The organism is Streptomyces sp. NPDC047982 (assembly GCF_043204165.1).
Taxonomy (GTDB): domain Bacteria; phylum Actinomycetota; class Actinomycetes; order Streptomycetales; family Streptomycetaceae; genus Streptomyces.
Window position 1 is genome coordinate 137439 of sequence record NZ_JBIDBS010000016.1, and the last position, 11831, is coordinate 149269.

At 69.1% G+C, this 11831-nt stretch carries 12 protein-coding genes; 3 read left to right on the top strand and 9 right to left on the bottom strand.

Annotated elements, in window-relative coordinates:
• Window positions 1-12: 12 nt before the first annotated feature.
• The gene (locus ACGF2V_RS20635) at window positions 13-885 is read right to left on the bottom strand and encodes a hypothetical protein (RefSeq protein ID WP_392912830.1); all 873 of its coding nucleotides are present in this window, start codon (window positions 883-885) and stop codon (window positions 13-15) included.
• A gap of 293 nt (window positions 886-1178) precedes the next feature.
• Here ACGF2V_RS20635 and ACGF2V_RS20640 point away from each other — a divergent pair, with 293 nt between their 5' ends.
• From ACGF2V_RS20640 to ACGF2V_RS20650, 3 genes are read left to right on the top strand one after another with little or no spacing between them, the layout of a single operon-like run.
• The gene (locus tag ACGF2V_RS20640) at window positions 1179-4079 is read left to right on the top strand and encodes a DEAD/DEAH box helicase (protein ID WP_362708205.1); all 2901 of its coding nucleotides are present in this window, start codon (window positions 1179-1181) and stop codon (window positions 4077-4079) included.
• Window positions 4076-4297 carry a hypothetical protein gene (locus ACGF2V_RS20645; RefSeq protein WP_362708208.1) on the top strand — a complete coding sequence of 74 codons (222 nt, stop codon included), beginning with the start codon at window positions 4076-4078 and terminating at the stop codon, window positions 4295-4297. The genes ACGF2V_RS20640 and ACGF2V_RS20645 overlap by 4 nt, the downstream gene beginning before the upstream one ends.
• A gap of 48 nt (window positions 4298-4345) precedes the next feature.
• Window positions 4346-5377 carry an SWIM zinc finger family protein gene (locus ACGF2V_RS20650; protein ID WP_362708210.1) on the top strand — a complete coding sequence of 344 codons (1032 nt, stop codon included), beginning with the start codon at window positions 4346-4348 and terminating at the stop codon, window positions 5375-5377.
• Between the two features lie 60 nt (window positions 5378-5437).
• On the opposite strand, the gene ACGF2V_RS20655 is transcribed toward ACGF2V_RS20650, so the two are convergent.
• From ACGF2V_RS20655 to ACGF2V_RS20690, 8 genes are all read right to left on the bottom strand, one after another.
• Window positions 5438-5704: a hypothetical protein gene (locus tag ACGF2V_RS20655; protein WP_362708212.1), complete on the bottom strand. Its 267-nt coding sequence runs from the start codon at window positions 5702-5704 to the stop codon at window positions 5438-5440.
• A gap of 163 nt (window positions 5705-5867) precedes the next feature.
• Window positions 5868-6866 (bottom strand): hypothetical protein, encoded by a 999-nt coding sequence (locus ACGF2V_RS20660; protein ID WP_362708214.1) that lies wholly within the window; start codon window positions 6864-6866, stop codon window positions 5868-5870.
• The gene (locus ACGF2V_RS20665; RefSeq protein ID WP_362708216.1) at window positions 6863-7285 is read right to left on the bottom strand and encodes a hypothetical protein; all 423 of its coding nucleotides are present in this window, start codon (window positions 7283-7285) and stop codon (window positions 6863-6865) included. The genes ACGF2V_RS20660 and ACGF2V_RS20665 overlap by 4 nt, the downstream gene beginning before the upstream one ends.
• Before the next feature lie 40 nt (window positions 7286-7325).
• Window positions 7326-8432, bottom strand: a complete 1107-nt coding sequence (locus tag ACGF2V_RS20670; RefSeq protein ID WP_362708218.1) for a hypothetical protein — start codon at window positions 8430-8432, stop codon at window positions 7326-7328.
• Window positions 8429-8635, bottom strand: a complete 207-nt coding sequence (locus ACGF2V_RS20675; RefSeq protein ID WP_362708221.1) for a hypothetical protein — start codon at window positions 8633-8635, stop codon at window positions 8429-8431. Before ACGF2V_RS20675 ends, ACGF2V_RS20670 begins: the two co-directional genes overlap by 4 nt.
• Before the next feature lie 197 nt (window positions 8636-8832).
• Window positions 8833-10230 (bottom strand): DUF2637 domain-containing protein, encoded by a 1398-nt coding sequence (locus ACGF2V_RS20680; protein ID WP_362708223.1) that lies wholly within the window; start codon window positions 10228-10230, stop codon window positions 8833-8835.
• Between the two features lie 74 nt (window positions 10231-10304).
• A complete protein-coding gene (locus ACGF2V_RS20685; protein WP_362708225.1) occupies window positions 10305-10652 on the bottom strand; it encodes a hypothetical protein in 348 nt (115 codons plus the stop codon).
• A 638-nt stretch (window positions 10653-11290) separates the two neighbouring features.
• Window positions 11291-11725 carry a hypothetical protein gene (locus tag ACGF2V_RS20690; RefSeq protein ID WP_362708229.1) on the bottom strand — a complete coding sequence of 145 codons (435 nt, stop codon included), beginning with the start codon at window positions 11723-11725 and terminating at the stop codon, window positions 11291-11293.
• Window positions 11726-11831: the final 106 nt, after the last annotated feature.

Genomic DNA, 11831 nt, shown 5'->3' on the forward strand with positions numbered 1-11831 from the left:
GTGGTTGTCCGGTCAAGCGCGGCCCTGCGCCCCCACCCAGCGGGCGACGCCCTCGTAGGCATCCAGAGTGCACGAGTGGAATCGGCCGAGCTGATCGCGCAGTTCTGTGGCGAGCTGCTCGAAGAGGGCGATCGCCGCGCGCGGTTCGCCCCGCTTCCCGGTCAGCTCAGCCACCGCCATCCACTGATCGATGACTTCCGGGTGACTGGCGGAATGGTGCTGAGACAAGAGCTCCTCCAGACGCTGCCGGGCGGCCCGCAGGTCGTCTTCACCCCCGGGCGCCACCGCCTTCTCAGCCTCATGGGTGCTGTCTGTCGTCACGAGCTCGTGGCGATCGGGAAGCGGTCCACGCACCGCGGGCTCGCCGACATCGATCACAGAACGAAGGGCGTCGGCAACCTCTCCCAGGTCGTATGACGAACCCTCGGCGATCACCGCCTGAAGGGCTTGGACCTCGCTCAGCAACTGCGTCAGGCGGGCGATGACCGGCCCCTGAGAGCGGAGACGCCGGAGCGTCAGGTCCGGCCAGTCATCCCGCGATGCGAGGTCCACCCGTGCCGGAGTGCCGTCGGCGCCGGTGCACACCACCAGTGGCGACGTCCCCCACGGGTGGGCACGCAGGAACTGCCGCGCGGCGTTCTCGACGGCCGGCCACCACGTGGGCCGCTCCGTACGCCGAAGCGCCAGGGCCTCGTCCCCGAGCACGGTGCCGTCCACGAAAACAAGCCGGGGCCAGTCGCGGACCCACTCACGGGCCTCGTACTGATCGAACCAGACCTGGGCCACCGCGCCGTGCAGCGCGTTGGCGTCCCGAACTCCGGTGTCCATGCGCAGCGCTGTACGAACCTCCCGCAGGAGGTGCTGTGCCGCTGGAACCTGCTCCACGCGATGTCACCTTTCAGAGTTGAAGGACGGAAACACGTCCAGACAGCGGCCAGGTAAGGCCGGTCCTCCGGACGTCAATCGCGGCAGCGCCACGGCTGGGGGAGGAGGCCGCAGCATCCCGGCAGCGGCCTCGATGGCATGACCAGGAGCAGGGTGCCTCGATCGGGTAGGCAACAGGCGTTCGGGCCCGGCCCGCGACGGGACGGCGCTACTCTCGGCAAGCACGGCCCTGCTGGCCGTGCCGTGGTCTGGGTCTGGGGAGGCGGCTGCTCGTGGTGTTTGGTGCATCGGTCATGACAACTGCGGACGGCAGTCCAGCCCCTGCTTCCCAGAGGACCGCGGCGCAGCCGGGAGAGCTCACCGCGTGTGCCGCGGTGTTCGTGCCCTCTGACCCCCCGCGCGCGGCACAGGTTGCGTTCTGGCGCCCCGACTGCCTGCCCGTCCCGGCGGCCGCCGACCGGCTGACGGTGGTACGCCCCCACGGGGTGTCCGTCCGCCGCCGGTCGGTGGAGGCCCGCCTCGTGCCGGTGAAGGACGCCCTGGCCGTCCTCACCGAGGCCCGGCGGACGGAAAGAGCGGACCCGGCGTCCGCGTTCTGGGGCGCCGCCACGGTCCTGGCCCTGCAACTGATCGGCCGGGGACGGCTCCTGCCCGGTATCAGCCCGGGAGGCTACGACGAATGGCGGATCGGCCCGCTGGACCGAGAGGACGTGGTCCGCGTACAGGAGTTGGCCGCTGCCATGCCACCCGAGGCCCGAGCCGAACCGCTGCCCGGCAAGAGCCCTCTGGAGCTGCCGCAGGCCGAGCCTCTGGTGCGTGCCTTTCTGGACGCGGTCGCCGATGCGCTGGCTCGCACCCCTGCGGGCACGGTGGCCGCGAGCGAGGAGACCTGGACCGCCCACGCCCCACACAAGGTGGCAGGGCCGCCGCGGGAGTGGGCCCAAGACGTCGCAGCCGGGCTCGACGCGGGCATCGGCGTCTCCCTGCGCATCGAGATGCCCGGCCTGGACCACCTGGGCGACCGGGCCGAGGGGACAAGCCCAGCCTGGAACGCCCCGTTCCTTGAGGACCGGTTGAAGGCCGTGGTCCAACTGCACCACATGGCCGACGGCTCCCTCGCCGACGCGGCAGACATCTGGTCAGGGAGAGCGGCGGCCGGTTTGTCCGCGCCGGACGTACGTGCGCAGGCACTACTGGTGCTGCGCCGGGCCACCCGGGTCTGGCCGCCCATGGAGCGGCTGCTGAACATGGCCGCCCCCACCGTACTGGTCCTGTCCGACGACGAGGTCAGCGACCTGCTCGGCGACGCCGGACAGACGTTGGCGGCAGCGGGCGTCCGGATCCACTGGCCCAAGGAACTGGCCAGAAAGCTTCTGGCCCGCGCCGTCGTCGAACCAGCCGAGAGGACGGCATCCGACCTGCCGTCGCTGTTGTCGGCCGAGGCCCTGTTGTCGTTCCGCTGGCAGTTCACCCTCGGAGGCCGCGAACTCGATCAAGCCGAACTCGACCGGATCGCCGCAGCCACCCGGCCCCTGGTGCGGCTGCGCGATCAGTGGGTGCTGATCGACCCGCACCTCCTCGCCCGGGCCCGTGACCGCGAACCCCGCGACCTCACCCCGGTCGAAGCGCTCCGCACCGTGCTGGCCGGCAGCACGGACATGGCCGGCGAGCGCGTCCCCGTGACCGCACGGGGCTGGCTCGCCGATCTCAAGGAGCGGCTGGCCGACCCCGAAGCGACCGCCCGCCGCTCCCCGGTACCGCCTCCGGCGGCGCTGGACGCGACCCTGCGCGACTACCAAGTCCGCGGCCTGACCTGGCTTGACCAGATGACCTCGCTCGGCCTCGGCGGCTGCCTTGCCGACGACATGGGCCTCGGCAAGACGATCACCCTCATCGCCCTGCACCTGCACCGTGCGGGCATCCCGGGCCTGACGGGGCCGACACTCGTGGTCTGCCCGACATCCCTGATGGGCAATTGGCAGCGCGAGATCGAACGCTTCGCGCCCGGCACTTCTGTGCGCCGCTACCACGGCACGAAACGCAGTCTCGACGACCTCGAGACGGACACCGGCTTCGTACTGACCACCTACGCCACCATGCGCCTGCGCCAGGCCGAACTCGCAACGCCCATGTGGGGAATGGTGGTGGCCGACGAAGCCCAGCATGTGAAGAACCCGTTCTCGGCGACCGCGAAGGCCCTGCGCACACTGAACACCCGGACCCGCATCGCGCTCACCGGCACCCCGGTAGAGAACAATCTCTCGGAGCTGTGGGCCCTGCTCGACTGGACCACCCCCGGGCTCCTGGGCCCGCTGCGCACCTTCCGCGCCGATTACGCGCGCGGGGCGGAAAGCGGCGAGGACGCCGAAGCAGCGGGCCGGCTCGCCGCCCTCGTCGCTCCGTTCCTGCTGCGCCGCAAGAAGTCCGACCCCGGCATCGCCCCCGAACTGCCCCCGAAGACCGAGACGGACCACCCGGTCATCCTGACCAAAGAACAGGTCGGTCTGTACGAAGCGCAGGTCCGCGAGACCATGGCCCAGATCGAGCAAAGCGACGGCATGGCGCGGCGAGGTCTGGTCCTCAAACTCCTGGCGGCGCTCAAGCAGATCGCCAACCATCCCGCGCAGTTCCTCAAGGAGGAGAAGCCCGGGAAGACCGCGGGCCGGTCCGGGAAGCTCGACCTCCTCGACGAACTCCTGGACACCATCCTCGCCGAGCAGGAGGCCGCCTTGGTCTTCACCCAGTACGTCGGCATGGGCCACCTCATCGCAGACCACCTCGCCCGGCGCGGCATCCCGGTCCAGTTCCTGCACGGCGCCACCCCGGTGCCTCAGCGCGAGGCGATGGTGCGCCGCTTCCAGGACGGGCAGGCCCCGGTGTTCCTGCTCTCCTTGAAAGCTGCTGGGACCGGCCTCAACCTCACCCGAGCGGGACACGTCATCCACTTCGACCGCTGGTGGAACCCCGCCGTGGAGGAGCAGGCCACCGACCGCGCCTACCGCATCGGCCAGACCCAGCCCGTCCAGGTCCACCGTCTGATCGCCGAGGGCACGGTCGAGGACCGGATCGCCGACCTCCTGGAAGCCAAACGCGCCCTGGCGGACGCCGTTCTCGGCGGCGGGGAGACAGCGTTCACCGAGCTGAGCGATGCCGAGCTCGCCGACTTCGTCCAGCTGAGGGCGGTGCGCCGATGAACCACGCTCCGAGCTCTGGCAGCGACCGTGACCGCCACCGCGTCTTCGCCCCGCTGGCTCCGGCCCGCGGCCGCCGCTCCTTCGCCGACAGCTGGTGGGGCAACGCCTGGGTCAGCGCGCTGGAAGGCCCCACCCGCACCGCCACCGGACGCCTCGCCCGCGGACGTACCTACGCCCGTGCCGGAAACGTCCGCGAGATCACCATCACTCCCGGCTGAGCCACCGCTCAGGTGAAGGGCAGCAGTCCCACCCCCTACCGCACTTCTATGGAGATCCCCCAGCTCACCGCCAACCAATGGGACGCACTGCTCGATGTGGCCGCAGCACAAGCCGGGCACCTGGCCGCTCTACTGGACCGCGACATGCCGACCGCCTTGGTCGAGGACGCTGCACAGGCCGGCGTGCGGCTTCTGCCGACCAGCCGTGAGCTCGTCCCGTACTGCTCGTGCCCCGATGACGGGTGCCCCTGCAAGCACGCCGCAGCCCTCTACTACCAGGTCGCCCGGCTCCTGGACCACGACCCCTTCGTCCTCCTGCTCCTTCGAGGGCGAGGCGAGAACGAGATCATGGCCGAGCTCCACCAGCGCAACGCCGTCCAGGCCGCAGAAACCACCACGCCCGCAGCGGCCATGCCGGCCGGGGTCACCGCCCGCCAGGTCTTCGCATCCGCCCAAGCCGGTCTCCCGCCACTGCCCGCGCCACCACCTGCCCTCCACCACCCCGGCCCTGTAGCACAGCTGACGACCGCTGCCGAGCCGGTGTACGGCGTGGACGCGCAGGCCCTGGAGTTCCTGGCCGCCGACACCGCCGCCCGGGCGGCGCACCTGCTGCGCCAGGCCCTTCTGCCCCGCGGGGAACCGGTCGCCCCAGCAACGCTCAGCGTCGCGGACGACGCCGCACGGCTCGCCGCAGCGGACCCGCCGCCGGAGATCTCCCAACGCCTGGCCTGGGGGACCCACCGCACACCCACCGCGCTGGCCCGGGCCACCCAGGCATGGCGGTACGGCGGCGCGGCCGCCCTCGCGGTGCTCGACGAGCCGTGGGAGGCGGACCCAGGTCATATGAGGGCCGTGCGCGAGGAGATCAAGCGGGCCTGGGACGGAGAACACCCTCCAGTCCTGGGTGTGGACATGTCATGGATCACGGTGGCGGCGCACGATGCCCAACTCCGCCTGGGCCGCGGGGCAGACCAGTGGTACCCCTACCGCAAACGGCACGGCGCCTGGTGGCCTGCAGGGTTACCCCAGCAGGACGTCACGGCAGTACTGACCGATCTGGTCTCGCTGGACGGAGAGTAGCTCGCTGACCTGCTAGGAGGCGGGAGCGGAGCATGGATGCATGAGTGCTTGGAGAGAGGGTCAGGTCAGGATGCGGAGCAGGATGAGGGCGATGACTAGGCCGAGGACATAGGCCCAGATCGGCGTGTCCGTGGCAGCGGGCCCGTCGCCTTCAATGCGGTCGTCGGGGATGTCACCAACCGCGTGCTGGCGAGCGCGGTGACGGGCCCGGTGGTCTTTGGCTTCCCGCTCGCTGTCGTACTCCTCGGAGTGAACCTTGCAGCTGTCGCAGTGATAGACCCAGGGCACGGCCCTGTCCCCCTCGATAACGCTGTTGGTGTTGACCAAGCAGGTTAAGCCCACGGACTGGGCGCGAGGGGCTGATTCTGGCCGGTGCACGGGAGACGGGCGGGAGACACTCGAGTAGATGACCGGTAGATGCAGGGAGATGACGAGGGAGATTCGCAGGTAGATGCCAGGGGGGATGGCATCTACCTGCGAATCGGCGCGCTCAGGCGGCCTCCTCAGGGGAGGGGGCGGAGACGGCCCGCAGGTGCCGGGCGATCAGGGGGGTGGGAACGGCCTCATCCGCAGCGGTATCCGAGTGGTGAGCGGGGGTGGCGAAAGCCCTCTTCTCCGCCTCTTTCTGCACCCCTTCCGCAGGGCCCGGGAGAGGGGCGTTGCGGAGGGCCGCGATCGCCTCTGGGATACGCATCTTGAGGGCGGTGGTCAGCTCGTCATGACGGATGCCCCAGGTGGGGTTGGACCCGCTGACCTTGACGCTGCGGTTGGTGGGGATCCCGGCACTGTCGCACCACTTGCGCAGGCGTGTGATGTCCCACTCGTCGAAACCGGTGTATTCCTCTCGCAGTTGGTCGAGGAGGTCGGCGACGTGAATGCCCTTGCGCTTCTTCTCGTGAGCGTCGTGCACGGCCTGGAGGATGACGATGCACAGCTCGCGCTCAGCACGAGCCTGAAGCTCCGCCGCATTCGCGGCGGGCTCAGCCTCATGAGGCCTCTCCCCTGCAGATTTTTCATGATCGTTTCGGGGTGTGGGCGTCCCCCAGGGGAGGGGCACCCGCGATCCCACGATCCCGGCAGCGATCAGCCAGGAGGCCGACAGAGCATAGGAGATCAGCGTGCCGTACGGAGCGAGGATCGGGAGCAGGTAGGCGATGACACCTCCCAGCGAGCCGAAGATCACGCCCGCGCCCACGATGAAGGCCATTACTGCGGACACGAAGCGATCCTGGCGTGCGGTTGCCGAGTCCTGCTCCTTCGCGGCGACCACGCCGGCGGCCGAGCTCTGGCTTCCCTCGCTGTTCGGCGCGATGGCCGCGGGCGGCTGGGTCATGGCCTGCCAGGCGTCGACGATTGCGTTCAGAACGAACCGCAGGGCCAGGTAGACGATGATGAGCGTCCCGCGCAGCAGAGTCTTCAGGAGCGTCCCGAATCCGCCGAAGGGAGTGCGTACGGACTGCCACGGAGAGGTGAGTCGGGTCGACTTCATGAGGCACCTGCCATGTTCAGCACACTGGTGCGGACCATCTCGGTGATGACACCGATGTAGCCGCCCGCGTTTCCTGCGGACACGCCTGCCGCGATTCCGAAGATCGCGGGAATCCACCGCTTCTTCCAGCCGGGGCCGAAGCCCAGGAGGATGAACACCAGGGTGGCGATGCCTGTCCCCGGGTCGCCCATGGGGCCGTTGACGACGACCGACGCGGGCAGATCGTGCACCCCCTTGACCAGGTCGGACCAGGACTTTCCGGCGGCCATGGCCATCATGCCGAAGAGGAGCGCGGTTGCGGCGACATACTTCTTGTCGGAATGGATGAACTGAAGGTCAGTGCCTCGAATCGCAAGGATCAAGACGATGAAAATCAGCATCGCGATACCTGACGCGGTAGCGGAGCCGACGATATGCACGGACGTGCCTTTCCATAAAGAGAGGTGAAGGGGAACGCGATCAGGGGGCGGTCGTGAACATCACACACGCGAGAATGGAGCTGCTCAGCAGTGCGCATGCAAGCCACCGCAACAGCCAAAACCTGCGGCGGAGCAGCCACATCCACCACGCCATCGGGCCAATCAACCCGATCGCGTTGGCGAGGAGTTTGGTGTTGTACGGGGAAAGCCCGACTTTCGCCGTGTGCGGGTAGGCAAGGGGAAGCAGATCCGGCCCGTAGGTTGAGCCGAGCCACGCGGACAAAACGAGTAGGCCGAAAAGGGCAAACGGATTGAACGTGGTGGCGCGGAAAAGCAAAATGCCAATCGTAAAGGCACTGAGCGTGATGGTGTAGGCCAGCACACCGTCGACCTGATGGACCGGATCATTGGCCCACTGGGAGAACCAGACGCGAATACCCGCATAGCTTCCTGCCCCGGCAGCCGTTCCCCAGAACAGCAGGAACCTGCGCCACGGAGTGTCCAAGAAGCCGGGGAGATGCTTGCTACCTGGGACGTCGGAACTGAAAGACCTCGGCTTCCGCAGCCCCCGCGACCGGCCAGTCCTCTGCTTCGGCTCCCGGACCTTGGCTACTTCTACCTCCTCTTCCTCATCAGCGTCAGGAGGGCGGTCGCTGCCCTGTGCCTCGTCCCCGGCATAGTCCTGTCCGCCAGGGCGGGCCTGCCTCGGGGAGTGATCCGCCACAACGCCGCTGTCCGCCGGCGGAGCCACGACGGCGTCGTGAGCCGGGGCGACACTGGGCCCTGCCTGCTTCGGGTCACCTTGGAACACCGAGACCTCCCCGGACTGCCCCACGAGGTCCACATGGCGCGTGTTACTCAGGAGCCGAGCCTTCTGGGGACGCAAAACAAGCGGTGCCCTGGCCTCCGGCGGGGCTGCTGGGGCAGCCACCTCCTGATTGAGATCGACGGCAAGGGAACCCTCCGCTGGGATGATCCGCGTGGGGGTGATCACCCTTCCGTCGAGAGGGACCGCCGGGGTCTTGTTACTGCTCCCCCGGGGGACGGGAACAGCCCCTCGTGCGGAGCTGACCTGCGTGTCTACCGCATCTCCGTCTCCATCTACCTTCGGCTCGACGGTGGATCCGGTGTCGCCCGTGGTGGTCATGAGCGGCCCCCCATCGCGACTCCCATCGCGTGAAGCTGCTTACGGATGCGCTCCTCGGCGGGGTCGTACTCGCCCAGATCCGGGACGAGCCGCAGGCGCGGACGGGTCCGGCCGAAGCCGCGGGACTGGTCCCCGTCAAGGACGCTCCCGTGCGTCGTGCCGCGCCGCGCAGCCGTGTGGGACAGGTCGGCGTGCGTGGGCATGGTGGTGCTCCCTTCGTTCTCTCTTGGACAGCTGATGCGGCGCCCAGGCCCTGACCCGTTCGGCCGGGCACGGACCCATAGCAAGGCGGGAACCAAAGGGCCCCGCCGGCCGCGCAGCGGTATGTGTCAGCGCCGCCGTGTGGTCCCGCCCCTCTCGCGGGACGGGACCACACGAGGCTCGCGACGCCGCTTGATGACTACGCAGGGTTATGAGCGGCGGAGCCCGTAAGCATCTGCTCAAGCCTCAGCTCCTCGGCTCGGTCCCGGAACTCGGCGTCGCGATCAAGTCGCTTCGAGGCCTCGCGGAGGCGGTCTCCGCCCCAGGTCTCGCGCTGGTTGTAGAGACCTCCGAACTCCTTGGCGGTGGGCCGTGCGTTGGCGAGGATGAGGCTCGCGGCATGCAGTTCGGCGTCCTCGCGCTGAGCTTTCAGAGCCTCGCGGCTCAGCGTGTTCCCGCTCTGCGGGGGCGCCGGTCGCGAGCCTCGCGAAACCGATGCAGGACGCGGATCGGCGAGGGCCTCGCGGGTATTGCGAAGCTGCTCCTGGCTGGTTTGCGAGGCAGTCCGGACAGCCTCGCGCCGCTTCACTTCATCGGCCTTGGCCTGCGCTTCTTCCCTCCTGCGAGCCTCCTCGCGAGCGTGGCGCTCAGCCTCGATGCGAGCCTCGCGTTCGAGTGCCTCGGCCTTGAGACTGGCTGCTTCGCGAGCCTCGCGAAGCCGGGCCTCGGTCTCTGCCGCGAGCCTCGCCATTTCCCGCTCGTGCGCCTCACGAGCCGCCTCGCGTTCGGCCTCGCGAGCCTCGCGCTCCGCCGCCTCGCGAGCCTCGCGCTCGGCCTCGCGAGCCTCGGCCTCCGCCTGCTCGGCTTCCTCCCGCTCGGTCAGCGGAGGGGCGGGAAGTGGCTCACCGTAATCAGCAAGCCTCAGCGGGAGCACCACCTCGACAGGGGCTTTCCGCCGGGATCCGTACCTCGCACGCAGGCGGTACAGGTACACCAGGCGCTCTTTCTCCCGCAGAAGAGCCTTCGCGTAGGAGGTGATTTCCCACAAGCGCATTCGTCGCCAAAGACCAAAGGTCCGCAGCGGATCGAGGAACCACCGGCTCGTGCGGACCTTGTCCATCGAATTGTCCTCCGCCAGGTGCGCCAGGCGGCGCACAGCATGACGGGCGGCTTCCACCGTCGCCACAAACAAAAGCGGAAGTACGGAGTGCATTCCCACAGCGACCGGATCATCCCAAAGGGACGGGTACGGATTCGCCGTGGTGGGGTCCGGAATTCCAGCGCTCGCATTGAAGTAGATCGTCGCGCCGGTGAGAATCCAGGCCGATTGCCGCATCAGCGGCATAGGGATGCGCATCCTGGTGAGCCAGAGGTCCAGCCCGAGAAGAACGATGATTCCGGCATCCACACCCACGGGCAGGAAATAGGAGAAGTCCCCGAACCCCTTGTTCTCTGCAAGTTCCCTGAGCGAATCGTACGAACCGGCGAATCCGATGGCTCCTACGATGGCAGCGCCGATGATGATGGCGGCCGTGAGAAAGCGGAAGGCGATGAGGCTGCTTCGACTCGGGGCCTTCGTGGAATTCGCGGTGGTCACTTCTCTTTCTCCCTGGGCGTTGGTTCTTCGTGCCGACCGGGGTGTCGTGCTCCTGGGCGACGTCGTGCGGCCAGTCAGTCGGTGGCGGTCTGGGCCCCACTGACAGGGGCGGTGACGGGGCTGCGGTGGGTGGCGCGGTTGGGGCAGGGCTCCCAGTGAAGGTGGTGCGTGGTGCCTCGGGAGGACTCCTCGCAGTCGGTCCGGGCACAGGACCGGCCGACGATCCCGTTGCCCGAGCAGTCGCGACACTCCTTGCTGAGCGCGATCTCGTAGAGGTAGATGCGGAGCCGCCCGACCAACGCGTGGGCCTTCGCGCGGGCGTAGTTGCCTTCGTTCAGGGCGAGCGTGGCCGCGTGGTCGGACGCGTGAGCCTGGGCGAGCAGCTCGGCGGAGCTGCGGTCGCATACGGGGGTGTTCAGCATGGTTTTCCTTTCAGCCGATCGGCTCGGCCCGCGTGCAACGACGGGGGTGGTTCAGGCCGGGGCGTCGTGCGCAGGCACGGCGCCCCGGCGGTCCCAGGGGGGCCTAGGTGGCGGACTGCCGACCGGGCGCGGCATGCACTGCACGGAGACGCGCCGGGACGCTCCGTCCCTGGGCGGTCGGGTTCGGCGCGCCGCCGGAGTTGAAGTAGGCGTCCCAGTTCATCTCCCGGACCAGCCGCAGGCGAGGCGCCCGAGACGGAGCGGCCCGCTCGCCGTGCCCCGGACCCGGGCGGCTACCAGAGTTGAAGTAGGTGTCCCAGTCCCACGCCATCAGTGGCCGCCGCCGGCGCGCTGGAACTGCTCGCGGCTGCGCCGGGCGGTCTGGGCGCCCGTGGCGGCGTCGCGGACTCGCGCCATCCGCCGGGAGACGTCGTCGGTAAGGTTCAGCATGGCTGCGTCCTCCAGGTCAGTTCTGGGAGTTGCGTGGCGGCGGGCTGGTGTGTCCTCACCGGCCCGCGCCGGTCGTCCGGGCGGTGCGCTTCCCTGCGGGGTGGCTTGCCGGTCCGGGCGGCCGGGGTCGTGCCCGACCCCGCTTCCTTCGGGGTCGGGCACGGCGCCCGGCGGTCCGGGTCACCGGGTCATCCGCCGCACGGGACCGGGACGTTGTCGCCCTCGGTCGTGGCGTACTGGAAGCGGACGAAGCCCTGGTAGGCCCCCCATCCGCCGTTGCCGTCGTTGCGCGAGGTCTGGACCACCCACGCCAGGTTGGGGTCGTTGGGGTGGCAGCCGAGCACGGACGCCTCGTCCTTCTCGCCCATGAGGCCCTTGATGTGGCCTCCGGCGTCGCGGAAGTAGAGGCCTCCGGTGCCCGGCTTCGGGTGGATGTCGACGGTGAATCCCTCGTAGCCGACGTACGTCGGGTCGGCGGAGGCCGGCGTGGCAAGCGCGGCCCCCATCAGCCCGAGGGCGGCGGCGGTGCCGGTGGCGACCGCCACGCGGCGCCGGTTCCGCCGCTGCGTGACGAAGGTGCCCTTATCCGGCTCGGCAAAGCCGAAGTAAGCGCGCACTGTCATGAGTTGGTCTCCCTCTGATGGATGTTGAAGTGGGTGGATGAGCAGGCCCTTTCTCGGCCGGCTGGTCTCCACTCGCCTCGGCCGGTGTGGTCACGGCCGTCGTGCT

What these genes read in the sequence shown, in the direction of transcription:
- ACGF2V_RS20640 (WP_362708205.1), top strand. Translation starts at nt 1,179, where the DNA reads ATGACAACTGCGGACGGCAGTCCAGCCCCTGCTTCCCAGAGGACCGCG.
- ACGF2V_RS20645 (WP_362708208.1), top strand. Translation starts at nt 4,076, where the DNA reads ATGAACCACGCTCCGAGCTCTGGCAGCGACCGTGACCGCCACCGCGTC.
- ACGF2V_RS20650 (WP_362708210.1), top strand. Translation starts at nt 4,346, where the DNA reads ATGGAGATCCCCCAGCTCACCGCCAACCAATGGGACGCACTGCTCGAT.
- ACGF2V_RS20660 (WP_362708214.1), bottom strand. Translation starts at nt 6,866, where the DNA reads ATGAAGTCGACCCGACTCACCTCTCCGTGGCAGTCCGTACGCACTCCC.
- ACGF2V_RS20670 (WP_362708218.1), bottom strand. Translation starts at nt 8,432, where the DNA reads ATGACCACCACGGGCGACACCGGATCCACCGTCGAGCCGAAGGTAGAT.
- ACGF2V_RS20675 (WP_362708221.1), bottom strand. Translation starts at nt 8,635, where the DNA reads ATGCCCACGCACGCCGACCTGTCCCACACGGCTGCGCGGCGCGGCACG.
- ACGF2V_RS20685 (WP_362708225.1), bottom strand. Translation starts at nt 10,652, where the DNA reads ATGCTGAACACCCCCGTATGCGACCGCAGCTCCGCCGAGCTGCTCGCC.
- ACGF2V_RS20690 (WP_362708229.1), bottom strand. Translation starts at nt 11,725, where the DNA reads ATGACAGTGCGCGCTTACTTCGGCTTTGCCGAGCCGGATAAGGGCACC.